Source organism: Mesorhizobium sp. M0074 (genome assembly GCF_040322975.1).
In the GTDB taxonomy this organism is placed as follows: Bacteria; Pseudomonadota; Alphaproteobacteria; order Rhizobiales; family Rhizobiaceae; genus Mesorhizobium.
The window spans coordinates 14739-40515 of sequence record NZ_JAMYUM010000035.1; the positions used below are offsets into that span (position 1 = coordinate 14739).

Sequence of the window (25777 nt, forward strand, 5' to 3'; positions counted from 1 at the left end):
TGCGGCGACATTGTGCCGGCGCAAGGCGACAGCCCTAATCGATTGAAGCTGAAAGCCTCGCTTTCATCAGACTAAATTACGTTTTCGAAACGGTTTTCCGGCTTTGACGCGGTGCAAAAAGAGCATTAGAAACCGGCTGTCCGAAGTCGCAACCGGAAGCGGTAATGCCGCATTCCCACCTGAGGCTCCAGAGACGCCGAACTGGGGGAGCCATGAGCAAATCACCAGCCACCCGCGAATTTGCCAGACGTGAACGGCCGCTTTCGCCGCATCTGACCGTCTATCGGCCGCCGATCACCATGACGATGTCGATCGTCCACCGCATCACCGGCGGGGCGCTCTATTTCGGCACGCTGCTGGTCGCGCTGTGGCTGATGGCGGCGGCGAGCTCGGAGGCGACCTTCAATGCCGTCAACTGGGCCTTCGGCTCGTGGCTGGGACGGCTGGTGCTGTTCGGCTACAGCTGGGCGCTGATGCACCACATGCTGGGCGGTGTGCGCCATCTTATCTGGGACACTGGGGCAGGGCTGGAAAAGCATACGGCATCGAGGATCGCCTGGGCGACGCTGGCCGGCTCGGTCACGCTGACGCTGCTGATCTGGATTGCCGGCTACATGGCGCGGGGAGCCTGACATGAACGGCAAGAACCCCGACATGCGCACGCCGCTGGCCAAGGTCCGCGGCCTCGGTTCCGCCCGCGAGGGCACCGGCCATTTCTGGCGCCAGCGGCTGACGGCGATCTCCAACATCCCGCTGGTCCTGTTCTTCGTCGGCTTCCTGATCGCACTCAACGGCGCCAGCTATCTCGAGGTGCGCGCCGCACTTGCCAATCCGTTCGTTGCACTGGTGCTGGCGCTGGTGCTGTTGTCGGTGCTCTACCACATGCGGCTCGGCATGCAGGCGATCATCGAAGACTATGTGCATGGCGAAGGCACCAGGCTGGCGCTGCTCGCCCTCAACACATTCTTTCCCGTAGTCGTCGGCGTCGCTTCGGTCTTCGCCCTGCTTAAACTGGCATTTGGAGGCTGATTTTTTGGCCAAGGACGCGAAGAACGCCAACACGGCTTCCGCCTATAGCTATGTCGATCACAAATTCGACGTCGTGGTCGTCGGCGCCGGCGGCGCCGGCCTGCGCGCCGCGCTCGGCATGGCTGAGCAGGGCCTGCGCACCGCCTGCATCACCAAAGTGTTCCCGACGCGCTCGCATACGGTTGCGGCGCAGGGCGGCATCGCCGCCTCGCTCGCCAATATGGGGCCCGACAACTGGCAGTGGCATCTCTTCGACACCGTCAAAGGCTCAGATTGGCTGGGCGACACCGACGCTCAAGAATACATGGTGCGCGAAGCGCCGGCGGCGGTCTACGAGCTCGAGCACTACGGCGTTCCCTTCAGCCGCACCGAGGACGGGAAAATCTACCAGCGGCCGTTCGGCGGCATGATGATGAATTTCGGCGAGGGGCCGCCGGTGCAGCGCACCTGTGCGGCCGCCGACCGCACCGGCCACGCCATGCTGCACACGCTCTACGGCCAGTCGCTGAAGCACAATGCGCAGTTCTTTATCGAGTATTTCGCGCTCGACCTGATCATGGAGCCGGACGGCACCTGCACCGGCGTCGTCGCCTGGAACCTCGACGACGGCACCATCCACCGCTTTTCGGCCAAGATGGTGGTGCTGGCGACCGGCGGCTATGGCCGCGCCTATTTCTCGGCCACCTCGGCGCATACCTGCACCGGCGATGGCGGCGGCATGGCCGCACGCGCAGGCCTGCCGCTGCAGGATATGGAGTTCGTGCAGTTCCACCCGACCGGCATATACGGCGCCGGCTGCCTGATCACCGAGGGCGCGCGCGGCGAGGGCGGCTATCTCGTCAATTCCGAGGGCGAGCGCTTCATGGAGCGCTACGCGCCGTCAGCCAAGGATCTGGCTTCGCGCGACGTGGTTTCGCGCTGCATGACGCTGGAAATCCGCGAGGGCCGCGGCGTCGGCCCGAAGAAGGATCACATTTTCCTGCATCTCGACCATCTCGACCCGGCCGTTCTGCACGAGAGGCTTCCGGGTATTTCGGAATCGGCAAAGATCTTTGCCGGCGTCGACCTGACCAAGGAGCCGATCCCGGTGCTGCCGACGGTCCACTACAATATGGGCGGCGTGCCGACCAATTACTGGGGCGAGGTGCTGAACCCGACGGCGTCGAATCCGGACCAGGTGTCGCCCGGGCTGATGGCGGTCGGCGAAGCCGGCTGCGCCTCGGTGCACGGTGCTAACCGGCTGGGCTCCAACTCGCTGATCGACCTGGTGGTGTTCGGCCGTGCGGCGGCAATCCGGGCCGGCCAGGTGATCGACCGCACATCGGCGATCCCTTCGCCCAACGAGGCCGCCGTCGAAAAGATAATGGACCGCTTCGACCGGCTGCGTCACGCCAACGGCTCGACGCCGACAGCGGTTTTGCGCGAAAAGATGCAGAAGGCGATGCAGGAGGACGCGGCGGTGTTCCGCACCCAGGAATCGCTGGAAAGCGGCTGCAGGCGCATTTCGCAGATCTGGGGTGAACTCGGCGACGTCAAGGTGTTTGACCGCTCGATGATCTGGAACTCCGACCTGGTCGAGACGCTGGAGCTGGAAAACCTGATGGCCAACGCCATCACCACCGTCTACGGCGCCGAGGCGCGCAAGGAAAGCCGCGGCGCGCACGCGCGGGAGGACTTTTCGGCCCGCGACGACGCCAACTGGCGCAAGCATACGCTGGCTCGGCTCAACGAGGCCGGCGAGGTGGCGCTCACCTACCGGCCGGTGCACACCGAAACGCTGCTTAAGGAAGCAGACGGCGGCATCAACCCGGCCAAGATCGCGCCAAAGGCCAGGGTGTATTGAGGTCATGATGAAACATCTGATCGCCTTGGCATTTCTGGTTGGCGTCGGAGTGCACTCGGCGTCTGCCGAGACGGTCTATATCTATGACAACGCTGACAAAATCTCGAAAATGGTGAATGATATTCCCGTTTGGAAAGATGCCGCCACGGCCCAATCGTCAAGTCGAAATTTTTATTCCAAGAACGTCGGGCACATCAGATGTCTGGCAAGGCCTCCGGCCAGTGGCGCACTAAAGCAAATCGGGAAAGCATTTGAAGTGCGCGTATATGCCCGCTGTACCGGCTTCGTGAACGCCCTCTACGTTCATACGGAGAAGTAGAATGGCGTCGGCGGCAGCAGGATATTCCGGCACGCCTCTTCCGGCCAAGCTCGGCCTGAAGGACGGGATGACCGCGGCCTTCATCGCGCTGCCGGCGGAACTGGACGATCTGGCCGACGCCGTCGGTTTTGCCGGTGTCGACCGGCTGGCCGACTGGTCGGCGATTTCTGGCATTCGCCGGAAATATGATGCCGTTCACGCCTTCACCAGGCAGCGTGTCGAGATCGAGGACCGTCTCGGCGACGTCGAAGCGGCGATCAAGCGGGACGGCATGGTCTGGGTGTCATGGCCGAAGAAGGCATCGAAAGTGCCGACCGACGTCACCGAGGACGTTATCCGCACAGAGGCGCTGAAGCTCGACCTCGTCGACGTCAAGGTCGCCGCCGTGAACGAGATCTGGTCCGGGCTGAAGCTCGTCATCCGAAAGGACCTGAGGTAATGGTCGAACTCACGCTTCCGAAAAACTCGAAGATCATGGCCGGAAAAACCTGGCCGAAGCCGGAGGGCGCGACCAATCTGCGCGAATACCGCATCTACCGCTGGTCGCCGGACGATGACGAGAACCCGCGCATGGATACGTATTTCGTCGACATGGACGATTGCGGGCCGATGGTGCTCGACGCGCTGCTCTGGATCAAGAACAAGATCGACCCGACGCTGACGCTGCGCCGCTCCTGCCGCGAAGGCATTTGCGGCTCGTGCGCCATGAACATCGACGGGTCGAACACGCTGGCCTGCACCAAGGGCTGCGACGACATTTCCGGCGCGATCAAGGTCTATCCGCTGCCGCACATGGCTGTGGTCAAGGACCTGGTGCCCGACCTCACCAATTTCTACGCCCAGCACGCCTCGATCGAGCCGTGGCTGAAGACGGTGTCGCCCGAGCCGGCCAAGGAATGGCTGCAGAGCCATGAGGACCGCGAAAAGCTCGACGGGCTCTACGAGTGCATATTGTGCGCCTGCTGCTCGACCTCCTGCCCGAGCTACTGGTGGAACGGCGAGCGCTATCTCGGCCCGGCGACGCTGCTGCAGGCCTATCGCTGGCTGATCGATTCCAGGGACGAGGCGACGGGCGAGCGGCTCGACAATCTCGAAGACCCGTTCCGGCTCTATCGCTGCCACACCATCATGAACTGCGCCCAGACTTGCCCCAAAGGGCTCAACCCGGCCAAGGCGATCGCCGAGATCAAGAAGATGATGGTGGAGCGACGGGTGTAGGCGGCGGGCGAGTTGCAGCCGAGATCGTCTCGTCCGCAGCGATCCTTCGCGCCCCCCTCTGTCCTGCCGGACATCTCCCCCTCAAGGGGGGAGATTAGCAGCTTGGAGGACAGCGCCCTTTCTGCAGCCTTGAAAAGTGGCGAAGCGGTGATGACAGCCAATCTCCCCACTAGAGGGGGAGATGTCCGGCAGGACAGAGGGGGGCGCTGTCCCGCCGAGTTCGAAAGGATAGCAAACTTATGACCGATATCGACCTTCCCATCCTCTCTCCCATCGAAGCCCGCGTGCTCGGCTGCCTTATCGAGAAGAAGGAGCTGACGCCGGACGTCTATCCGCTGACGCTCAATGCGGCACATGCGGCGGCCAACCAGAAGACGGCGCGCGAGCCGGTGATGTCGGTCGAACTTGGCGAGGTCAGAAGAGCGCTTGGCCAGCTCGAGCAGAAGGGCCTGGTCAGGCAGGTGTTCGCGTCGCGCGTCGAGCGCTACGAGCATGTGGTGGCGCAGCGCTTTTCCCTGACCTCGGCGCAGATCGCGCTGCTCGGCCTGTTGCTGCTGCGCGGCCCGCAGACGGCCTATGAATTGCTGGCGCGAAGCGAGCGCATGGCGCGGCTGCCGTCGATCGACGAGCTTCGCGGCAATCTCGATCTGCTGATCGGCCGCCGGCCACCGCTGGTGCAGCAGATCGATCGCGGCCCAGGCCAGCGCGAGGATCGCTATGTCCATCTGCTCAGCGGGTCGCCGCAGCTGTCGGCTGCCGCAGCGCCCCTGCAGTCGTCCTCGCCGGCGTCGGATCTGGAGACGCGCGTGCAGGCCCTCGAGGAAGAGGTCGCGGCATTGCGCGCCCGTCTCGACGCACTGTCCGGCGATGGGCGATAAGGATTTTCGAGACGTCGGGGACGGCCCCTCAGGTAACGTGTTCGTTGCCTACTTTCGATTGGCTGGCGCTGCCCCGCCTGCCGGCGACCTCTCCCGTATAGGGACGAGGAGAGGGACGCTCTTCGACGGTTTCGTCAATCATCAACGTTGCAAGAAGAGTGCCGCAGCTGCGGCCAGCTTCTTTCTCCCCGTCACTTACGGGGAGAAATGCCCGGCAGGGCAATGAGGGGCGGCGCCGACTTCAACAATTGATGGACTCCAACACCAGTTGGAATCTATCAGGCATAAAAGCTCCCTCACCCGAGCCTAGCGTCGAGCGATACTTTGATGGCGCCGAGCGCTTTCGAGACCGGGCATTCGGCCTTGGCCTTCTCGGCCAATTCCTTGAACTTGGCGGCATCGATGCCCGGTACCTTGCCGACCAGGGTGATCGCGCTGCCGGTGATGCCGGTGCCGGGAACCAGCGTTACCACGGCCTTGGCGTCGAGTTCGGCGGCCGGAGTGCCGTTCTCGGCGAGAAAATGCGAAAGCTGCATGGCGTAGCAGCCGGCATGGGCGGCGGCGATCAGCTCTTCCGGGTTGGTGCCGGATTTGCCGCTCTCGTCCTCGAAACGCATCTTGGCGGAATAGGGCGTGCCCTTCAGCGTCCCGCTCTGTGTATCGAGCGTGCCTTTGCCTTCCTTGAAACTGCCTTTCCAAACGGCGTTGGCGGTGCGGTCCATCAATTCCTCCTTGATTGTCGTGATTGAGCCCGTGATCGGCATCCAGTCGACTATAGCGCGCGCCGGAGCGAAGGCCACCCACGCTTTCGTATCGGCGGCAGCGTGACACATCATGTCGAGCGAAAAAAAATTCGAAAAAAATACGCGTGCAAAAATGTCGACTTCCATCTGTCCCGGCCGTCCTGCGGGCGGCCATGGACTTGGTGGCCGGATGGAGGACCACATGAACAACCTGTTTTCTGCTCACTGCACAAGCACCGGCTACAGGGCCGGTGAACAACAAGCCGACTGGTCGCGCCTGCAGCCTTCCGGCTTCGGCCGATTGCTTGCGGCGATTGCCATTATCGGGATTGCGGTATCTCTTCTCGACTATGCTGCGGCCGGTCTCGATTCTGCGGCAGGCAAGGGCTCCGCGGAGATTTCCGTAGCCTCGTCTTCGGCTTCAAGCCAGGAATGGAGATAAAAATGAAGTATGTTTGCCTGGTTTATGGTGAAGAAAAAGATCTCTACGCAATGACGCCCGAGAGGCTGGCCAAGCTCGACGCCGATTCGATGGCCCATGACCGGTCATTGGACCAACGCGGGATGCTGATCATCGCGCAGGCGCTGCAATCGGTGAAAACGTCGAAAACCGTTCGCAGGCGCAAGGGCAAGCGGCTGGTCACCGACGGCCCCTTCGCCGAAACCAAGGAGCAGTTGCTCGGTTTCGTCATGATCGAGGCCGAGAGCCTCGACGAGGCGCTGGAGATCGCGGGCGAGATTCCGCTGGCCGAAATCGGCACGATCGAGGTGCGGGCGATCTATAAGGTGCCCGGGTCATAGAGATGTCTCGATAAGTTCCTCCGCGGAGCGGCGGGGACCAACGACTGGCATGGGCTTTCGTTTTCTTCGTCGGACGCAACTTTTGCGTGTTGAAGCGAAGCAATACTTCTCCTATCGTCGCCCGAGATTGGGGGATTTCGGGGCATGCATATATTGATTGCAGCAATCGGCCTGCTCGGAGCAGCGGGCTTCTGGTGGTACCGGCTGAAGATCATGAACGACGCGGCGCGTGAGGTTGCCGACGTCGTTGGCCGCGTGCAGGGCAATGTGCGCCGCAAGAAGCTGCGCAAGCAGGCGGCACTCTCGCCGCTGACGGCGATCGACGATCCGGTCGTGGCGGCCGCGACGCTGATCACCGCCATCGTTTCCGAGAATGGTCCCATGCTGCCGCAACGCGAAGCCGCCATTCGATCGGTGATTTCGGAGATTGCCGATAAAAAGCAGACCGATGAGGCGGTGATCTACGCCAAATGGGCGGCTTCGCAAATTGATGACGCCACGGTCGTCATCGACAAGCTGGCGCCGTTCCTGCGCGAACGCCTCGACGCGGCTGAAAGGAACGATCTGCTGCAGATGGTCGGCCGTGTGGCGGAAGCCGGCGGGCAAAGCCGGCAGATTTCCGACCAGCGAATGCTGCGGCTGCGCCAGAAGCTGGGCTTCGAGGTCAACTGACCGAACGGCCAGTAACGCGCACTTGCCAAGCCTAAATCGCCTCGCCCTTCAACAGTTTCGGCGTGTCGCCGGACAGGCCTGACGCCTGGCGGATGAAGAACTCCTTCAGCCGCGGCATGCGTTCGACAAGGCCGAGGCCGATGTCGCGCAAAGTGCGCAGCGGGCCGAAATCGTTGGAAAACATCCGGTTCAGCACATCGGTGGTGATGCCCATCTGCACCGTGTCGAAACGCCGCCATTGCTGGTAGCGCTCGAGCACGTCGAGCGCGCCGATGTCCTGGCCGAGCCGGTCGGCCTCGACCACCACTTCGGCCAGCGCCGCCACGTCCTTGAAGCCGAGATTGAGACCCTGGCCGGCGATCGGGTGGATGCCGTGGGCGGCGTCGCCGGCCAAGGCGATGCGCGGCGCGACGAAGGCGCGCGCAATGATCAGCCCGAGCGGCCAGGCACGCGGCTTGTCGGCGATATGGATTTCTCCGAGTTTCAGGCCAAAGCGCTGCTCGAGTTCATATTCCAGGACCAGCGTGTCGCCACTGACCAGTTTCTCGGCATCCTGCGACCGTTCGACCCAGACGATCGACGAGCGGTTGGTGCCGTCCTTGCCCGGCTTGAGCGGCAGCGTGGCAAACGGGCCTGCGGGAAGGAAATGCTCTTCGGCGCGGCCGTTGTGCGGCCGCTCGTGCGCCACCGTGCAGACGATGCCGGACTGGCCATACTCCCATTTTACCGTCTTGATGCCGGCCATGTCGCGCAGCTTCGAATTGACGCCGTCGGCGGCAACCAGCAGCCGCGCCTTCAGCGTCGCGCCGTCGGCAAGATGCACGGTTATGCCGGCGCCGTTGATGTCGAAGGCGCTGACGGCGACGCCTTCGATGATGCCGATGCCGAGTTGTTCGGCGCGCCGGCGCAAGGCGCCGTTCAAATCCTTGTTGGCGACCATATGCGCAAAGGGTTCGCCGGGCGCGACCTCGCCGTCGAAGGTGAGGAACACCGGGCGGACCGGATCGGATGTGCGCGAATCGGTGACAATCATTTCGGTGATTGCCTGCGCCTCCGGCGCGATCTCGTTCCAGACGCCGAGCTGGTCGAGCATGCGGCACGCGGCGGCGGCAATCGCCGAGGCGCGGCCGTCCTTCTGCCAGACGCCGGCGGGTGCTGCATCGACGACGGCGACGGCGAGGCTCGGCCGCGCCTGCTTCAGCGACACGGCGGCGGCCAAGCCGATATAACCGGCGCCGGCGACCAGAACGTCGAGCGAATTCTTGCTGTCGACCATGGGCAATTCCTTTCGCAGCCTGACTGTCGCCGGGCATTCCGCCCTTGACTGCCCGCTGTTCCTGTCGGAAACCGCCATGGTAATTTTGCGGCGAGGTCAAGATGACGGCAGCCATGGACGAGCTTCTCGGCATTCTCGACCTCGAGCAGCTGGAACACAACCTGTATCGTGGTCGCAGCCCCAAGCTCGATTGGCAGCGCATCTTCGGCGGCCAGACCATCGCCCAGGCGCTGGTCGCCGCGCAGCGAACGGTCGAGCCCGAGCGCCACGTGCATTCGCTGCATGGCTATTTCATGCGGCCGGGCGACACCAAGGTGCCTATCATTTACGAGGTCGACCGCATCCGTGACGGCGGCTCCTTCACCACGCGCCGCGTCGTGGCGATCCAGCACGGCCAGGCGATCTTTTCGCTGGAAGCCTCGTTCCAGCAGGATGAGGTCGGCCTGGAACATCAGGTGCCGATGCCGCAGGACGTGCCGGCGCCCGACACGTTGCTGTCGCAGCGCGAATTGCTGGGCAAGTTCGGCGAAGCCGTGCCCGACGGCATCAAGCGCTATTGGGAGCGCGACCGGCCGATCGAGATGAAGCCGGTGATGCTGAAGCATTATACCAGCCGGGAAAAGCTCGAGCCGAAGCAGAACATCTGGATCCGCACCACCGGCCCGGTGCCGGCCGACCGCGCCACGCAGGCGGCCGTGCTCGCTTACCTCTCGGATATGACGCTGCTCGACACCTCGACCTTTGCCCATGGCCGCGCCATTTTCGATCGTGATATCCAGGCAGCCAGCCTCGACCACGCCATGTGGTTCCACCGCAGCCATCCGCTCGACGACTGGATGCTGTACACGCAAGACAGCCCGTCGACGCAAGGATCGCGTGGTTTTACCCGCGGCTCGCTGTTTGCCCGCGACGGCACCTTGATCGCCTCGGTTGCCCAAGAAGGACTCATCCGGCTGAAGCGGCCGCCTGCGGAGTAGGCATTTTTCGAAATTTGCCTATTTTTTAAGCATATGCACTGCCGCGCCTGTGAACAGGCAGCTGCCAGACCTTCTCGATTTCGTTGTTTAACAACAGCTTAACACCCTGCTTCGGCAATTGGCACGGAGCTTGAATCCTAGCGGGCACTCTCCGGCTCTCATGGGGATCGGCGAAGTCGTGCAAACGCGGGGACCCGCAACAGCAAAGGGTGAAACCTTATGAAGATCGTGATGGCAATCATAAAGCCGTTCAAGCTCGACGAGGTGCGCGAGGCGCTCACCGCAGTCGGCATCCAGGGCCTGACCGTCACCGAAGTAAAAGGCTACGGACGTCAGAAGGGGCACACGGAAATCTATCGCGGGGCGGAATACGCGGTCAGCTTCCTGCCGAAGATCAAGATCGAAGTCGCGGTCGCTGTCGACATGGTCGACAAGGCCGTCGAAGCCATCACCGCGGCGGCCAAGACCGGCCAGATCGGCGACGGCAAGATCTTCGTTTTCGGCATCGACCAGGCGGTGCGCATTCGCACCGGCGAAACAGACACCGACGCGCTTTGAGCTGCGGATACGTATTCCAATGGAGAGTTCAATGAATATTCCTTCCACCTTGAAGATAACGGGACGCGCGGCCGTTTTAGGTTCGCTCGCTCTCGCTGCGCTGGGCACGGTTGCTGCGTTCGCGCAGGAAGCGGCACCGGCGGCACCGGCTGCCCCTGCGCCCGCGCTCGACACCGGCAACACAGCCTGGATGCTGACCTCGACGGCGCTGGTGCTGATGATGACCATACCGGGCCTGGCGCTGTTTTATGGCGGCATGGTGCGCAAAAAGAACGTGCTCGCCACCATCATGCAGAGCTTTGCCATCACCTGCCTGGTGACGGTGCTGTGGTTCATGTTCGGCTACTCGCTGGCCTTCTCGGATGGCGGCGGCATGAATGCCTATCTCGGCGGCTTCTCGAAGTTCTTCCACAACGGCATCACCACCTCCTCGCTGTGGCTGCCGGGCGTGGCGAACATTCCTGAGTTCGTCTTCTCGATGTTCCAGATGACCTTCGCCATCATCACGCCGGCGCTGATTGCCGGCGCCTTCGCCGAACGCATGAAGTTCTCGGCGCTGCTCATCTTCATGGGCGCGTGGCTGCTGGTGGTCTACGCCCCGATCGCGCACTGGGTGTGGGGCGGCGGCTTCCTCGGCACAGCCGGCGTTCTCGATTTCGCCGGCGGCACGGTCGTTCACATCAATGCCGGTGTTGCCGGCCTGGTCTGCGCGCTGGTTCTCGGCAAACGTGAAGGCTACGGCACCACCAACATGGCGCCGCACAACCTCGTCTACTCCGTCATCGGCGCTTCGCTGCTGTGGGTCGGCTGGTTCGGCTTCAACGCCGGCTCGGAACTGGCCGCCGACGGCCTTGCCGGTGCCGCGATGCTGAACACCCAGGTTGCCGCTGCTGCTGCGGCGCTCGCCTGGATGTTCGCCGAATGGATCGTCGCCAAGAAGCCGAGCGTTCTCGGCATCATCTCGGGCGCCGTCGCTGGCCTGGTCGCGGTGACGCCGGCTTCCGGCTTCGTCAATCCGACCGGCGCCTTCATCGTCGGCATCGTCGCCGGCGTGCTCTGCTACGTCTCGGCCGTCAAGCTCAAGCACGCGTTCGGCTATGACGACTCGCTCGATGCATTCGGCGTGCACGGCATCGGCGGCATCATCGGTGCATTGCTGACCGGCGTGCTCGCCGATCCGGCGATCAACAGCCTCGGCTCGGGCGCCTCTGTCGGCAAGCAGCTCTACGGTATCGTCTTCACCATCCTGTGGACGGCGATCGCGAGCTTCGTGATCCTCTACATCGTCAAGGCGCTGGTCGGCCTGCGTCCTTCCACCCCGGAAGAGGTCGAAGGCCTCGACATCAGCCAGCACGGCGAAGTGGTGCCGTAAAGGTATTGGCTGGTACCGGCGTTTTGCCGGTGCCGGGAAGATCCCGTCGTGATGCTCCCGAAAGGGCTCACGCCTTGAGGCCCGGAAGATTTCCGGGCCTCTTTTTTGCGCGCGGATGGCCGTGATGGCTCGATCACGGTCGCTTGATCAAGGTGCTCGATCCGCCGGCGGCGTGAAACAGCGGCCGCAGCGGCTCCGAACTGTGGTGGCGGTCGCCCGTTCCGGTGACGCGGAATGCCCATGGTTAATGCGCCCTTAACCTTCCCGCCGCTAGTCTGACAGCCGAATCTGCCGTGTTGCGCGTCCGCGCCCGGCCGGGGCAACGACAGACGAGGAAAAGCATGCGTTCAGGGGCTTCAGCACCGCTTGCGCTGGCCGATACGGAGCACGGCATCCGGTCGTTCGCGAGGCGCCAGGTCGGGCGCCTGGTCGGTGCCGGGCTGTTTGCTCTGGTTGGCTTCGGCGTCGCCGCCCTTGCCACCTGGAACGTCGCCGATCCGAGCTTTTCGCACGCCACCGATAATATCGTCACCAATGCAATGGGTTATGCCGGCGCCGTCTTTTCCGACATTGCCATGCAGTTCTTCGGACTTGCCGCCGTTGCGGCGCTGGTGCCGGCGGTGATCTGGGGATTTCTGCTGTTTACCGCGCGCGGCGTCGACCGGCTGCCGAAACGGGCGCTGGCCTGGTTCGGGTTTTCGCTGCTTGGCGCGGCAATTGCCGGCTGCGTGGTGCCGCCCAAGACCTGGCCGCTGCCGACCGGCCTCGGCGGCGTCTTCGGCGACATGGTGCTCAATATCCCGGGCCTGGTCATCGGCGGCTATCCGACCGGCCTCGTCGCCAGCGTGCTCGCCGTGCTCCTGGCAGCGCCGGCGCTGTGGGTATTCTTGTATGGCTCGGCGCTGATTTCGCGCAAGAACGGCTTTGCGGTCCTCGAACAGCCTGCAGTGCCCGATCCGCAGGACGACCTGCTTTTCGACAATGAAGAGGACGAGGGCGACGAAGGTATATTGGCGCTTGGCGCCATCACCCACTGGTGGCTGTCGCTGCGGGCCTATCTGCGCCGCCGCGCCGCGCGCCGGCGCGAGCGCGACGATTTCGAGCCGGAGATGGAACCGCGCCCCAGCGCCTGGCGGCGGGCGGCCGAACGGGTCGAATCGGCCGAGTTCGCCGAGGCGCGGATGAGCCCGGGCGGGCGCGCCCGCGTCGAGCCGGAATTCTTCGCCGCCATGGTCAACGACCGCAGTGCCTCGATCGACCCTGACGATGCCGACGTCTTCGATAGCGACGACAATGACGACGACATGGATTTCGCGCCCGAGCCGGCCGGCCAGCGCCGCGCGGCGCCGACGGCGAAGGTGCAGAACTTCCGTTCCGACGCGGCGACACGCGTCGAGGCGCCGGCGCCGCGGCCGGCCCCCGGCGCCCGCGTCCAGCGCGAGGCGCAGACTTCGCTGATCGGCTCGGAAAAATTCGAGATGCCGTCGCTGCACTTCCTGTCGGAACCAAAGAACGTGGTGCGCGACGCCAGCCTGTCCAAGGACGCGCTGGAGCAGAACGCCCGCCTGCTCGAGGGCGTGCTGGAGGATTTCGGCGTCAAGGGCGAAATCATCCATGTGCGTCCGGGTCCGGTCGTCACGCTCTACGAGCTGGAACCGGCGCCCGGCATCAAATCGTCGCGGGTCATCGGCCTGTCCGACGACATCGCCCGCTCGATGAGCGCCATCGCCTGCCGTGTCGCCGTGGTGCCCGGCCGCAACGCGATCGGCATCGAATTGCCGAACGCCAGGCGCGAGACGGTCTATTTGCGCGAGATCATGGCCAGCCGCGATTTCGAAACCACCAAGGCCAAGCTGGCGCTGGCGCTGGGCAAGACCATCAATGGCGAGGCGGTGATCGTCGACATCGCCAAAATGCCGCACGTGCTGGTCGCCGGCACCACCGGCTCGGGCAAGTCCGTCGCCATCAACACCATGATCCTGTCGCTGCTCTACCGGCTGACGCCGCAGGACTGCCGGCTGATCATGATCGATCCAAAGATGCTGGAGCTCTCGGTCTATGACGGCATTCCGCATCTTCTGACGCCGGTCGTCACCGATCCGAAGAAGGCGGTGGTGGCGCTGAAATGGACCGTGCGGGAGATGGAGGACCGCTACCGCAAGATGTCCAAGGTCGGCGTCCGCAACATCGACGGCTTCAACGCGCGCGTGCAGCAGGCCGAGAAAAAGGGCGAAAGGATCTCGCGCACCGTGCAGACCGGCTTCGACCGCCAAACCGGCGAGGCGATCTACGAGACGGAGAACCTCGACCTCGAGCCGATGCCCTACATCGTCGTCATCATCGACGAGATGGCCGATTTGATGATGGTCGCCGGCAAGGACATCGAAGGCGCGGTGCAGCGCCTGGCGCAGATGGCGCGCGCCGCCGGCATCCATGTCATCATGGCGACGCAGCGGCCGTCGGTCGACGTCATCACCGGCACCATCAAGGCGAATTTCCCGACCCGCATCTCCTTCCAGGTGACATCGAAGATCGACAGCCGCACCATCCTGGGCGAGCAGGGCGCCGAACAGCTGCTCGGCATGGGCGACATGCTCTACATGGCCGGCGGCGGCCGCATCCAGCGCGTGCACGGTCCCTTCGTCTCCGACGACGAGGTGGAGAAAATTGTCGCGCATCTGAAGCTGCAGGGCGTGCCGGAATATCTCGACGCCATCACCGAGGACGACGACAAGGATGACGACGAGCCGACGGGCAAAGGCAGTGGCGGCGGCGACGGCGGTAATTTCGAGGATTCCGACGATCCCTACGACCAGGCGGTCGCGGTGGTGCTGCGCGACGGCAAGGCCTCGACCAGCTACATCCAGCGCCGGCTCGGCATCGGCTACAACCGCGCCGCCTCGATCATCGAGAAGATGGAGAAGGAAGGCATTGTCGGCCCGGCCAACCATGCCGGAAAACGCGAAATCCTGGTGCCGACGGAGGACGACAAGTTCTAGAGCGCGTCCGCGCCGGCAACTTTGAACCTTTTGGCGCGTTGCAGCGGACGGGCGCCGTGCGGCCCGCCAAACTTAAGCCCAACTGGGGGGCCAGACCAATATAACGAGCAAGCAATCAGATGATGGTGACCGGCATGAAAAACGCAACTCTCGCCCCAAGCAGGGATTTCGCCCCAACCCGCCGGCAGGTGCTCGGCCTCGGCCTGGTCCTGGCCGGTGCGGCGGCCGCCAACCTCGTGCCCGGCTTCCAGTTGCTGGCGTCGGCGCAAGCAGCGGTTCCGGCGACGGCGCAGAAGATCGCCGATCATTTCTCCTCGGTCAAATCGATGAGCGGCGAGTTCGTGCAGTTCGGACCCAAGGGCGAGCAGACCGGCGGCAAGTTCTTTCTGGAACGGCCGGGCAAGATCCGCTTCAATTACGACGGCGCCTCGAATTTCAGGGTGATTTCCGACGGCAAGTCGGTGGTCATCCTCAACAAGAAGCTGCGGACCTCCGACCTCTATCCGCTGTCGAAGACGCCGCTGAAGCTGCTGCTCGACGACAAGATCGATCTGTCGGGCGGGCGCGTCAGAAGCGTCAAGGAAGAGGACGATCTCACCACCATCCAGCTTGCCGACAAATCGGTGTTCGGCAATTCGAAGATTACCATGATGTTCGATCCGAAATCTTATGAATTGCGGCAGTGGACCATCACCGATGCGCAAGGCAAGGACACGACGGTGATGATCTTCAACACCAAGGAGGGCGTCAGCTTCGCCCCCGACACCTTCGCCATCGACTATACGGCGAACCGCGAGCTGAACACCAAGACGCGGTAACTTCTAGCGTTGCGGGAGGCCTTCCGCGCTGGTGCAGCACCGAAGTCGACCATGACAAGGCTCGGCCAAGCGCCGCCTTGTTTTTGCGGTGCGCGGCTGGCAGTAGTTTCCGCGATTGACTTCCGTCGGAGCCATCCGGCGGACCTTGCGTTGTCCGGAACCCCACATGCCGTTTTCCGTCGCTACCTGGAACATCAACTCCGTCCGGCTGCGCATGCCGATCGTCGAGCGCCTGCTGGTCGAGCAGGCGCCGGACGTGCTCTGCCTGCAGGAAACCAAGGTTCCGGACGAATTGTTTCCGGAGAAGGCGTTCCGCAAGCTCGGCTACGAGCACATCGCCTTCCATGGCCAGAAGGGCTATCACGGCGTTGCCACCATAGCGCGCCGGCCGATCGAGGTGGTCGAAAAGCGCCGCTTCTGCGAGATCGACGACAGCCGGCATCTGTCGGTCACCGTCAACGCCGGCGGCAAAACGATCCTGCTGCACAATTTCTACGTACCGGCCGGCGGCGACGAGCCCGACCCGGCCGTCAACCGCAAGTTCAAGCACAAGCTCGATTTCGTTGCCGAGATGAACGCCGTCCGCGCCGAGCATGACGAGCACTCCGGCTCGATCCTGGTCGGCGACCTCAACATCGCGCCGCTCGAGCACGATGTCTGGTCGCACAAGCAGCTCCTCAAGGTCGTCAGCCATACGCCGGTCGAGACGGAAAACTTCGAGGCAATGCGGCTCGCCGGCGACTGGATCGACCTGATGCGGCTCAATGTGCCTTACGAGGAGAAACTCTACACCTGGTGGAGCTATCGCGCCCAGGATTGGCAGGCCTCAAATCGCGGCCGCCGCCTCGACCATGTCTGGTCGTCGCCAAACCTGGTGCCGCATTTTGCCGGCTATGAAATCCTGCGGCCGGCGCGCGGCTGGGAACGGCCCTCGGACCATGTGCCGGTGATCGGGCGTTTCAACCTGGATTAGCTTTGTCTCGCCTTAACAACTCAGCGAAACCTGAAGCTATCCGCGATGTAGTCGGGACGGGCGTTCAGCGTGGCGAAAACGTCCTCCAGGTCAGGCGCCCCCGCCAATATGCCCGACAGGACCAGCGTCGTCGCGACGCCGACGCCGTTGCCGCCGGCGATGTCGTGCTCGACGCTGTCGCCGACGCAGACCACGCTGTCGCGCTCCGGGTGGCCCGCCAGTGCCAGCGCTGCCTCGAATATCTGCGGATTGGGCTTGCCAATGCGCGCCACGCTGCCGCCGAGGCTCTCGTAGAGATCGGCGAGCCGGCCGGCGCCGAAGCGAGGGCCGACGGCAGTCAGCATGATCTTGTCGGGATTGGTGCAGAAGCATGGCACCCGCCGCGCCGCCGCCGGACCAAGAAGCCGGCGATAATGGTCGAGGTCGTAGCGATCGCCCTCGCTGGCGGAAATCAGCACCAGTTCGGCATCGTCGCCGTCCTTGGCCAGGACGAAGGGCAGGCCGTCGACAGCCGAACGGTCATTGTCGCGGCGGATCAGCAGGCATTTTGTCTGCGGGCGCAGGGCTCCGGATGCTGCCATTTGGTGGAAGGAGCGCCACGCCACCTCGCCGGAGGAGACAAAGTGATCCCAGCTTCCCGGTTCGAAACCGAGCTTCAGCAGGCGGCGCTCATTGGGTTGCGCCCGCTTGCCGGAATTCGAGATCAGTACGATGGTCTTGCCGGCGCGCTTGAGTGCCGACAACGCTTCGACAGCACCTGGATAGGCGCTGGTGCCGTCGTGCAGCACACCAAATTGGTCGAGCAGGAACACCTGATAGCGGTCGGTCAGCGCGGCGATGCCGTCGAGGTGTTGAATTGCCTTGGCCGTCATAAAAGCCCCGCTGCGCTTGCGCCCATCAGCGCCAGCCGCGCCGTGCCGGCAGCGGCCTCCTCCGAAAGAGCCGGCACGAGAGCGACGCCAAGCTTGCGCTGCCGGATCGCTGTCCAGGCCGGATTGGCCGCACCGCCGCCGACGCTCCTGACCGATGTCAGCCGGGGGGCGCCGAGTTCGGCAAGCCGGCGATAGCCGAGCGCTTCGATCGCCGCAATACCCTCGAACATCGCTTTCAGATAGTCGGCGTCGTCGGCGGGCCGCGGCTCGAGGCGCGGCGGCAGCGCCGGATCGGCTATGGGGAAGCGTTCGCCCGGCGCCGGCAGCGGGTAATAATCGAGGCCGGTCTTCGTCGCCGGGTCGATTTTTTTGCTGAGTTCGACAATGCGGGCGACGGGGAAATGCTGGGCCAGCACCTTGCCGCCGGAGTTCGAGGCGCCGCCCGCCAGATAGGTGTCACCCAGCCGATGGCTGTAGATGCCGAATTGCGGCGCCGAGATCGGCCGGTCGGAGAGGATCTTGATGGTCAGCGACGAGCCGAGCGCGGTAACGCCGTCGCCCGCGGCACTCGCACCGGTCGCCAGGAATGAGGCGCAGCCATCCGTCGTGCCGGCAACGATAACCACGTCGCGCGGCAGGCCGAACATTTTCGCAGCGCTGGCGGTGAGCGTGTCCGTGACATCGCCCGGCCGCACGATGCGGGGCAGGAATTCCATGCGCACGCCGGTCGCCGCGATCCAGTCCGGCCAGCGCCGGGCCTCGACGTCGTAGCCGGTCTTCAGGGCGTTGTTCTCGTCGCTGACATCGAAGCGGCCGGAAAACTGTCCGGCGATCCAGTCTGCCTGGTGCAGCACAGTGGCGACGCCGGGCAGGTGCTGGAAAGACAGCGCCTTGGCGAGACCGGAGGTCGCCCCAAGTGCAGCGCTCGTTGCCGGTGCCGCGCCGGCTATTGCTGTCAGAATAGTGTCGTCAGCGACCTTGTCGTTGTACATCAGCGGTTCGGCCAGCGGCCGCCCGGCGCCGTCGACCGGCAGCAGCGTGCCCGACGTACCGTCGACGGCGATCGAGCGCACTGCCGCACGATCGATACATTTGAGCAGTTCCGCCAACGCCGCGCCGACCGCCTCCCACCATATGGCGGGGTCGCGGCCGTTCGGCCCAAATCGCTCGAGGGCAATAGCGGAATGCGCGGCAATGGAAAAATCCGGACGCATGGCGACGGCGCGCGCGCCGGATGTGCCGATGTCGATGCCGATGGCAAGCGGGCCAGACGAACGCGGCATGTCAGCTGCCTCCGGCATTGAGTTTCTGACGATATTTTTCGGCGTCCCAGTTGATCAGCTCGTCATTCTCCGCCGCTGTCAGATAATTCAGCTTCGCCGCGACATCGATCCGCGCTGTCACGTCGGAAAGGCAGCGCTGCATGGCGTCGGCACCGGCGCCGGCGTCGCCGCGCATCAACACGCCGAGTCCAGGAAACAGGATCGCCGCGGGTGCGGCGCCGCAGCGCTCGATGACGCGCTTCACACCCTCGTCGGGTCTCGCCACGACCGAGCCTTCGCCGAGAAAGATGACGTGGTCGGGGTAGAGGCTGCCACCCGAAGCCATGCGGCAGCTTTCGGCGTCGATCGCCACCGCATGCGCCTCAACGTCCGCCGGCAATCTGTAGTCGCTGTCGCCGGCGCGCGCCGTCAATGCCGCGATGTCCGGTTCCGCCACCTGGCGCGGCGGCCGCGCCAACAGTCGTGTCACGCGCCGCAGCAGCATGTCGGCCGCGGCGACGGTCTCGGCTGCAACGACCAGGCCGTGATTGCCGAGGATCAGGATATCCACGCCTGGCCGAAGGCGCTCGGCTATACCCTGCGCGAGTGGCAGTCCCGGCCGGCGATAGGGAATATACGCCCATTGATGGCCGTCGAGCCGCCTGGCGGCCTCGGCCTCGCAGTCGGCCTGCACGGCCAGCGAAATGGTCTCGACGCAGTGAACATGCAGAACGATGCGCTGCGGCATCAGCGCATGCACGGTGGTCTCGATCGACGGGCGCAAGCCGCGCGCGTTGAGGGCGTCGACAGTGAAGGCCTGCGGCTGTTCGGCGGCCGGGTCGCGCCGTTCGATGGCGTCGAGCAATGGCGGGATGCCGACCGGCACCATGATGTCCGCGATGAGCGCGTCCTTCAGCCAGGTGCCGGAGGCCTTGATCCAGAGCGTGTCGCCGGCTTTCAGCGAGGTGTTGCCGCCGGCGGCCTGGGTCAGATGCGGGTCGCTGCCGATGGCGGCCGAAAGCGACTGCAGCGCTGCCAGTTCCTGGGCATCCGCACTGATCGTCATCGAAATTCCTCCACAAACCGGCCGCGTGGCCACGGCTTTGGACGTCCCGGTGCCGGGACGAAGACCGACGCTGGTATCGCAGATGCGAGTAAGTTACGTCAACAGTGATGTTATCGCGTCAGATCAGGCTTGCAATCCGAGGCGTGTTGAGTAAGTTGCACCAATTGCCGTGCAAAATGGCAATGCCGTGCAAAATGCTTGGGAGGCAAGCGCATTGGGAGGTAAGGGTTGAGCGACTCCGGCCGCCAGCGCCAGATTGTCGAGCTTTTGCGGGACCGGCCTTTCGCATCGGTGCGCGAGCTGCAGGAGCGGCTTGGCGTGTCGGCGGCGACAGTACGGCGCGACATCGACAAGATCGACGAGGCCGGCGAAGCGCGCAAGGTCTATGGCGGCATCTCGGCGCTCGATGGCGCTTCGCAAGCCGGCGTCGCCTATGCCAGGCCCTATGACGAGAACCGCGACCTCGCCGTCGAGGCCAAGCGGCAGATCGCCGCTCTCGCCGCCACCATGGTGCGCGACGGCGACGCGGTCATCGTGCATGGCGGTTCGACCTGCTTCCATCTCGGCGTCAAGCTCGCCGACCGCAACATCCGGCTCTACACCAACTCGATGCCGCTCGCGGCCTATCTCAGCGACCACGGCCATTGCAGCCTCACCGTCGCCGGCGGCGAACTGCACCGCGAGCCGGGCATCATCCATTCGCTGACGCAGACGGTGCCGTTCTACGCCTCGAAGTTCTTTCTCGGCGCGCAAGGCATCGGCCAGGAAGGCCTTCTGGAATCGCACCCGCTGCTGGTCCGCTCGATCGTCGAGCTCAGCCTCTGCGCCGACCAGATCGTCGTGCTGGCCGACAGCCGAAAACTGTCGATCCACGCGCGCAATGTGGCACTGCCGCTGTCGCGGATCGGCACGCTGGTCACCGATGACGGCCTGTCCGAGACAGATGCCCGCATGCTCGAAGATGCCGGCGTCATGGTGCGGATCGCGGCTTCATCGGGAGGCGCCCAGTGAACATCGCCGTCCTCGATTTCGGCAAGACCAATTCGAAGCTGTTCGTCTTCGGCCAGGACGGACAGATCCTCGACGAGCGCCGCACCCAGCCGAGGTGGATCCGCAAAGGCGGCTTCAGCGTGCTCGACGAGCCAGCGCTGCACGACTGGGCGGCCCGCGCCATCGATGATGCAGTCGACATGCATGGCGTGGAAGGGCTGATGGTATCCGGCCATGGCTGCACCTTCGCATTGGTCGACGAAGCCGCGCTGACGCATCCGATCCTCGATTACGAGCAGGAACCGCCAGCTGAAATCGCCGCGCAGATCGACCGCCGCATTCCGGATTTTGCCGAGACCTTTTCGCCGCGCCTGCCGCTTGGCTTCAACTACGGCCGCCACATGTTGTGGCTGAAGGAGGTGGAGCCCGGTGCCTTCGCCACAGCGAAATCGATCCTCGGCTACCCCCAATATTGGAGCTGGCGGTTTGGCGGCCGGCCGGTATCGGAAGTGTCGCATCTTGGCTGCCACTCGCATTTATGGGCGCCGCGCAAACGCGATTTCAGCTCGCTGGTCGATGCCGAGGGCTGGCGCGGCCAGATGCCCGCCTTCGAGCGTGCCGGCGCGGTGATCGGCGAGCAGCGCTTCGGCCAGGCCGCGAAGCCAGTCGCCATCCATAATGGCGTCCACGACAGCAATGCCGCGCTCCATGCCTACCGCCGGCAGCAGCTCGGGCCGGTGACCGTGGTCTCGACCGGCACCTGGGTGGTCGTGCTCAATCCGGACTGCCCGCTCGACGCACTCGACGGCGAGCGCGACATGCTGGTCAATGTCGATGTCGATGGCGGCCCGGTGCCAACCGTCCGCTTCATGGGCGGGCGCGAATTCGCCACGATCAGCGCCGGCTGGCAGGGCGCAATCGCGCCGTCATCGATACAACGGGTGATCGACGCCGGCATTATGGCGCTGCCGAGCTTCGCGCCCGGCGGCCCGATGCCGCACCGCCGCGGCGAACTGGTCGGGCGTACGCCCAATGCCGAGGAACGCGCGGCCATGGCGCTGCTCTATGTCGCGCTGATGGTCGATCTGTGCCTCGAGCTGATCCATTCGGACAACACAGTGATCGTCGACGGCGGCCTGAACAATGGCGGGCTGCTTGCCGCGTTGCTGGCGCAGTTGCGGCCCGGGCAGGCTTTCCTGCAGGGCGCAACGCTGGAGGGCAGCGCCACCGGTGCTGCCGCACTTGCCTTCGAAAGCGTCGGACGCGAGTTTGCCACCGAAGCGCCGGAGGCGGTGCATGCGGCAAGTTTCAGCGGCCTTGCCGGCTATCGCAACGACTGGCGCGGCCTTGCCGCCGACCGGGCTGTGGCCAGCGCAGCTGCAGGAGGTGCGCGATGAGCGCCGCCGCCCGGATCGAGACGGTGCGCCAGCCGGTGCTGGAGATGCGCCACATCTCCAAGACGTTCGGTGCGATCCGCGCCTTGCACGATGTGTCGCTGACCGTTCACGCCGGCGAGCTGCACGCGCTGATGGGAGAAAACGGTGCCGGCAAGTCGACGCTGATGAAGGTGCTGTCCGGCGCCTACCGGCCGGACCCCGGCGGCGAAATCCTGATCGACGGCGTGCCGGCCGCGACTGGCGACCCGATCAAGGCGCGCGCCGCCGGCATTGCGGTCATCTATCAGGAGCTGTCGCTGGCGCCTAATCTGTCGGTAGCGCAGAACATTTTTCTCGGCAACGAGCCGCGACGGTTCGGCGTTGTCGACCGCGAGCAGTGCAATCGGCGCGCCAGCGAGATCATCGCGCGGCTCGGCGTGACCTTCTCGGCGCGCACTCCGGTCGCAAGCCTGTCGCTCGGCGAGCGACAGCTGGTGGAAATCGCCCGCGCGCTGTCGACCAATGCGCGCATCATCGTCATGGACGAGCCGACCACGTCGCTGACCTCGCGTGAGACCGACCGGCTGTTCGAGGTGATCGCGACGCTGAAGTCGCAAGACATCGCCATCATCTACATCAGCCACCGCATGGAAGAGGTCTACCAGCTCGCCGACCGCGTCAGCGTGCTACGCGACAGCGGCTATGTCGGCACGCTCGACCGCGCCGACCTGAACGCCTCGCGCCTGGTATCGATGATGGTCGGGCGCGATCTGTCGACGTTCTACAAGAAGGATCACCGTCCGCCGGACAGCAAGCGCGCCATCGCGCTGTCGGTGCGCGGCATGTCGGACGGCAATCTCATAAAGAATTGTTCCTTCGACCTCCACAAGGGCGAGGTGCTGGCACTGGCCGGCCTGGTCGGCTCGGGCCGCACCGAACTGGCACGGCTGATCTTCGGCGCCGACAGGCACACATCAGGCACGCTGGAGCTCGGCGGCAAACCGATATCCATCGGTTCGCCGAGCGAGGCGCTCGATGCCGGCATCGCCTACCTGACCGAGGACCGCAAGCAACTTGGCCTGTTTCTCGACATGTCGATCTCCGACAATATCAGCATGGGCGTGCTGGCAAAGGACGCGAAGGCCGGCGGTTTGCGCGACTTCACGGCTGCCGAAAAGCGCGCCGCCAAGGCGGTGTCAGACCTCACCATCCGCACCAGCTCGGTGCAGGCCAATGCCGGCTCGCTGTCGGGCGGCAACCAGCAGAAGGTGCTGCTCGCCCGCCTGCTGGAAACCGAGCCGCAGGTCGTCATCCTCGATGAGCCGACCCGCGGCGTCGATGTCGGGGCCAAGTCGGAAATCTATCGGCTGATCGACAACCTGGCCAAGAAAGGCATCGCCATCCTGATGATCTCCAGCGAACTGCCGGAGGTGATCGGCATCGCCGACCGCGTGCTGGTGATGCGCGACGGCACCATTGCCGGCGAGGTGACGGCGTCGGAGGGCGAGCCGCTGCGGCAGGAAGCGATCATGGAACTTGCAACGGGAGCGGCTCAGCGATGACCGACAAGGTGGCCGACACGATGAAAGCGGACGACCGGGCGGTCGGCAGGAGCACGAGGTGGCGTACCGCCATCGCCGCACTCGGCATGCTGCCGATCCTGATCCTGCTGGCGGTCGGCTTCCAGTTCATCAATCCGCGCTTTTTCACCCAGACCAATCTGCTGATCGTCATGCAGCAATCGTCGATCAACATCGTGCTGGCCGCCGGCATGACCTTCGTCATCCTGACCGGCGGCATCGACCTGTCCGTCGGCTCGATCCTTGCCGCCTCGGCGATGGTGGCGGTGATGGTGTCGCTGGTGCCCGATTGGGGACTGCTGGGTGTGCCCGCGGCCATTCTCGTCGGGCTCGGTTTCGGCGTCATCAACGGGCTGCTGATCGCCTATATCAAGCTGCCGCCCTTCATCGTCACGCTGGGATCGCTGACCGCCGTGCGCGGCGTCGCCCGCCTGCTCGGCCAGGACACGACGGTGTTCAACGCGGACCTGCCGTTCGACTTCATCGGCAACGGTTCGCTGTTCGGCGTTCCGTGGCTGGTAATCATCGCGCTGGCGGTCGTCGTCCTGTCCTGGCTGGTGCTCAAGCGCACCGTGCTCGGTACCTGGATCTATGCCGTCGGCGGCAATGCCGAGGCAGCCAGGCTGACGGGCATCAAGGTGCCGCTGGTGCTGCTCTTCGTCTACGGCGTTTCCGGCCTTCTGGCCGGCCTTGGCGGCGCCATGTCGGCGGCCCGGCTCTATGCCGCCAACGGGCTTCAGCTCGGCCAGTCCTACGAACTCGACGCCATTGCCGCAGTCATCCTCGGCGGCACCAGTTTCGTCGGCGGTGTCGGCTCGATCTGGGGCACGCTGATCGGCGGCCTGATCATCGCCGTGCTGTCCAACGGGCTCATCCTCGCCGGTGTTTCGGACATCTGGCAGTACATCATCAAGGGATTGGTCATCATCGTGGCGGTCGCCCTCGACCGTTACCGGCTCCAGGCAGGAGCAAGAACGTGATGGCCCTTAGTCGCCGGCATCCAACGAGCCGGTTTCATGTGTAACGCACCGTGAGAGGCGCGGGGCATCAGGAGGAAAATAAAACAATGAAGACCATCGCTAAACTGCTCTGCGGCGTCGCCCTTGCGGCCGCCGTCATCGCGCCGGCATCGGCAAAGGATCTGAACAAGGTCGGCATCTCGGTCGGACTGCTCGGCAACCCGTTCTTCGTCGCCACCATCAAGGGCATCGAGGACGCGGCCAAGAAGATCAACCCGAATGTGCAGGTGACATCGGTATCGGCCGACTACGATCTCAACAAGCAGGTATCGCAGGTCGATTCCTTCATCGCTGCCGGTGTCGACGTCATCATGCTCAACGCAGTCGATGCCAAGGCGATCGCGCCGGCGGTGAAGAAGGCGCAGGCGGCCGGCATCGTCGTTGCCGCTTTCGACGTTTCGGCGCCGGGCGCCGACGTCACCGTGATGACCAACAACGTCAAGGCCGGCGAAGAGGCGTGCCAGTATCTGGTCGATAATACCGGCGGCAAGGGCGACTATGTCATCCTCAATGGCCCGGCCTCGTCGTCGATCCTGGAGCGGGTCAAGGGCTGCAAGGACGTGCTGGCAAAGCACCCCGACATCAAGATCCTTTCCGACGACCAGAACGCCGAAGGCTCGCGTGACGGCGGCCTGAAAGTGTTCCAGTCGCTGCTGACGCGTTTCGACAAGATCGACGCGGTCTTCGCCATCAACGATCCGACGGCGATCGGCGCCCAGCTTGCGGCCAAGCAGCTCAACCGCTCGGAGTTCATCTTCACCGCGGTCGACGGTGCACCCGATATCGAGAAGGAACTCGCCTCCGGCACGTCGATGATCAAGGCCTCGGCCTCGCAGGATCCCTATGTGATGGCCGGCCAGTCGCTGACGATGGCGGCTGACCTGCTTGCTGGCAAGAAGCCGGCCGAGCCGACGGTGCTGCTCGACCCGAAGCTGATCACGGCCGACAATTTGAAGGATTACAAGGGCTGGACCGCGGCTCGCTAAGCCTCCCAAGCCTGGTGGGGGGGGGGGGGGGCGGCGCCGCGGTTTTTTGGGGGAGGGGGGTGGGAAAAAACCCGTTGGGATGGGGGGGGGGGGTATAAAAAGGGGAGCTACAAGGGGGGGGGGGGAGTCGAAGAAGATTATTGGGGGGGG

At 64.4% G+C, this 25777-nt stretch carries 26 protein-coding genes; 21 read left to right on the forward strand and 5 right to left on the reverse strand.

Features of this window, described 5'->3' with window-relative positions:
• Nucleotides 1-212: 212 nt before the first annotated feature.
• The 7 genes from sdhC to NKJ73_RS31560 all read left to right on the forward strand — a co-directional run bounded on the left by sdhC (nt 213) and on the right by NKJ73_RS31560 (nt 5287).
• Nucleotides 213-632 (forward strand): succinate dehydrogenase, cytochrome b556 subunit, encoded by a 420-nt coding sequence (gene sdhC / locus NKJ73_RS31530; protein ID WP_292663224.1) that lies wholly within the window; start codon nt 213-215, stop codon nt 630-632.
• Nucleotide 633: 1 nt separating this feature from the next.
• Nucleotides 634-1029, forward strand: coding sequence for a succinate dehydrogenase, hydrophobic membrane anchor protein (gene sdhD / locus NKJ73_RS31535; protein ID WP_023679767.1), 396 nt, complete (start codon nt 634-636; stop codon nt 1027-1029).
• A gap of 4 nt (nt 1030-1033) precedes the next feature.
• A complete protein-coding gene (sdhA, locus tag NKJ73_RS31540) occupies nt 1034-2872 on the forward strand; it encodes a succinate dehydrogenase flavoprotein subunit (RefSeq protein WP_023679766.1) in 1839 nt (612 codons plus the stop codon).
• Between the two features lie 7 nt (nt 2873-2879).
• Nucleotides 2880-3191, forward strand: a complete 312-nt coding sequence (locus NKJ73_RS31545; RefSeq protein WP_352572235.1) for a hypothetical protein — start codon at nt 2880-2882, stop codon at nt 3189-3191.
• 1 nt (nt 3192) lies between these two features.
• The gene (locus NKJ73_RS31550) at nt 3193-3630 is read left to right on the forward strand and encodes a DUF3052 domain-containing protein (protein WP_352572236.1); all 438 of its coding nucleotides are present in this window, start codon (nt 3193-3195) and stop codon (nt 3628-3630) included.
• A complete protein-coding gene (locus NKJ73_RS31555; RefSeq protein WP_292663232.1) occupies nt 3630-4409 on the forward strand; it encodes a succinate dehydrogenase iron-sulfur subunit in 780 nt (259 codons plus the stop codon). The genes NKJ73_RS31550 and NKJ73_RS31555 overlap by 1 nt, the downstream gene beginning before the upstream one ends.
• A gap of 239 nt (nt 4410-4648) precedes the next feature.
• Complete coding sequence (locus NKJ73_RS31560) at nt 4649-5287, forward strand: YceH family protein (RefSeq protein WP_352572237.1); 639 nt, start codon at nt 4649-4651, stop codon at nt 5285-5287.
• A 296-nt stretch (nt 5288-5583) separates the two neighbouring features.
• Here the strand turns inward: NKJ73_RS31560 and NKJ73_RS31565 are convergent, their stop codons facing one another.
• Nucleotides 5584-6009, reverse strand: a complete 426-nt coding sequence (locus tag NKJ73_RS31565) for an OsmC family protein (protein WP_031212702.1) — start codon at nt 6007-6009, stop codon at nt 5584-5586.
• Nucleotides 6010-6232: 223 nt separating this feature from the next.
• On the opposite strand from NKJ73_RS31565, the gene NKJ73_RS31570 reads away from it, so the two are divergent.
• The 3 genes from NKJ73_RS31570 (at nt 6233) to NKJ73_RS31580 (ending at nt 7503) form a co-directional block, all read left to right on the forward strand.
• Nucleotides 6233-6472, forward strand: coding sequence for a hypothetical protein (locus NKJ73_RS31570; protein ID WP_031212700.1), 240 nt, complete (start codon nt 6233-6235; stop codon nt 6470-6472).
• A gap of 2 nt (nt 6473-6474) precedes the next feature.
• Nucleotides 6475-6831, forward strand: a complete 357-nt coding sequence (locus tag NKJ73_RS31575) for a YciI family protein (protein ID WP_352450152.1) — start codon at nt 6475-6477, stop codon at nt 6829-6831.
• A 144-nt stretch (nt 6832-6975) separates the two neighbouring features.
• Entirely contained in the window at nt 6976-7503 is a 528-nt protein-coding gene (locus NKJ73_RS31580) for a hypothetical protein (RefSeq protein ID WP_352572238.1), read from the forward strand.
• A gap of 31 nt (nt 7504-7534) precedes the next feature.
• Here the strand turns inward: NKJ73_RS31580 and NKJ73_RS31585 are convergent, their stop codons facing one another.
• Entirely contained in the window at nt 7535-8779 is a 1245-nt protein-coding gene (locus NKJ73_RS31585) for a ubiquinone biosynthesis hydroxylase (protein ID WP_352572239.1), read from the reverse strand.
• A gap of 101 nt (nt 8780-8880) precedes the next feature.
• Between NKJ73_RS31585 and tesB the strand changes: the two genes are divergently transcribed.
• From tesB to NKJ73_RS31615, 6 genes are all read left to right on the forward strand, one after another.
• A complete protein-coding gene (tesB, locus tag NKJ73_RS31590; RefSeq protein WP_031212697.1) occupies nt 8881-9756 on the forward strand; it encodes an acyl-CoA thioesterase II in 876 nt (291 codons plus the stop codon).
• A gap of 219 nt (nt 9757-9975) precedes the next feature.
• The gene (locus NKJ73_RS31595; RefSeq protein WP_023679755.1) at nt 9976-10314 is read left to right on the forward strand and encodes a P-II family nitrogen regulator; all 339 of its coding nucleotides are present in this window, start codon (nt 9976-9978) and stop codon (nt 10312-10314) included.
• Nucleotides 10315-10363: 49 nt separating this feature from the next.
• Nucleotides 10364-11686, forward strand: a complete 1323-nt coding sequence (locus NKJ73_RS31600) for an ammonium transporter (RefSeq protein WP_031212694.1) — start codon at nt 10364-10366, stop codon at nt 11684-11686.
• A gap of 341 nt (nt 11687-12027) precedes the next feature.
• Nucleotides 12028-14685, forward strand: a complete 2658-nt coding sequence (locus NKJ73_RS31605; protein WP_352572240.1) for an FtsK/SpoIIIE family DNA translocase — start codon at nt 12028-12030, stop codon at nt 14683-14685.
• A gap of 134 nt (nt 14686-14819) precedes the next feature.
• Nucleotides 14820-15503, forward strand: a complete 684-nt coding sequence (locus tag NKJ73_RS31610; protein ID WP_031213172.1) for an outer membrane lipoprotein carrier protein LolA — start codon at nt 14820-14822, stop codon at nt 15501-15503.
• A gap of 166 nt (nt 15504-15669) precedes the next feature.
• The gene (locus tag NKJ73_RS31615) at nt 15670-16476 is read left to right on the forward strand and encodes an exodeoxyribonuclease III (protein WP_023680490.1); all 807 of its coding nucleotides are present in this window, start codon (nt 15670-15672) and stop codon (nt 16474-16476) included.
• 20 nt (nt 16477-16496) lie between these two features.
• On the opposite strand, the gene NKJ73_RS31620 is transcribed toward NKJ73_RS31615, so the two are convergent.
• From NKJ73_RS31620 to NKJ73_RS31630, 3 genes are read right to left on the reverse strand one after another with little or no spacing between them, the layout of a single operon-like run.
• Complete coding sequence (locus tag NKJ73_RS31620; RefSeq protein WP_023680489.1) at nt 16497-17348, reverse strand: TIGR01459 family HAD-type hydrolase; 852 nt, start codon at nt 17346-17348, stop codon at nt 16497-16499.
• A complete protein-coding gene (locus tag NKJ73_RS31625; RefSeq protein WP_031213171.1) occupies nt 17345-18631 on the reverse strand; it encodes an FGGY-family carbohydrate kinase in 1287 nt (428 codons plus the stop codon). Before NKJ73_RS31625 ends, NKJ73_RS31620 begins: the two co-directional genes overlap by 4 nt.
• 1 nt (nt 18632) lies before the next feature.
• A complete protein-coding gene (locus NKJ73_RS31630; protein WP_352572241.1) occupies nt 18633-19676 on the reverse strand; it encodes a class II aldolase/adducin family protein in 1044 nt (347 codons plus the stop codon).
• Nucleotides 19677-19904: 228 nt separating this feature from the next.
• On the opposite strand from NKJ73_RS31630, the gene NKJ73_RS31635 reads away from it, so the two are divergent.
• The 5 genes from NKJ73_RS31635 (at nt 19905) to NKJ73_RS31655 (ending at nt 25627) form a co-directional block, all read left to right on the forward strand.
• Nucleotides 19905-20687, forward strand: coding sequence for a DeoR/GlpR family DNA-binding transcription regulator (locus NKJ73_RS31635; protein ID WP_023680486.1), 783 nt, complete (start codon nt 19905-19907; stop codon nt 20685-20687).
• Nucleotides 20684-22063 (forward strand): FGGY-family carbohydrate kinase, encoded by a 1380-nt coding sequence (locus tag NKJ73_RS31640; protein ID WP_352572242.1) that lies wholly within the window; start codon nt 20684-20686, stop codon nt 22061-22063. Before NKJ73_RS31635 ends, NKJ73_RS31640 begins: the two co-directional genes overlap by 4 nt.
• Nucleotides 22060-23604: a sugar ABC transporter ATP-binding protein gene (locus NKJ73_RS31645; RefSeq protein WP_352572243.1), complete on the forward strand. Its 1545-nt coding sequence runs from the start codon at nt 22060-22062 to the stop codon at nt 23602-23604. The genes NKJ73_RS31640 and NKJ73_RS31645 overlap by 4 nt, the downstream gene beginning before the upstream one ends.
• 20 nt (nt 23605-23624) lie before the next feature.
• Nucleotides 23625-24602, forward strand: coding sequence for an ABC transporter permease subunit (locus tag NKJ73_RS31650; protein WP_502896740.1), 978 nt, complete (start codon nt 23625-23627; stop codon nt 24600-24602).
• A gap of 86 nt (nt 24603-24688) precedes the next feature.
• Nucleotides 24689-25627, forward strand: coding sequence for an ABC transporter substrate-binding protein (locus tag NKJ73_RS31655; RefSeq protein ID WP_352470775.1), 939 nt, complete (start codon nt 24689-24691; stop codon nt 25625-25627).
• Nucleotides 25628-25777 lie beyond the last annotated feature (150 nt).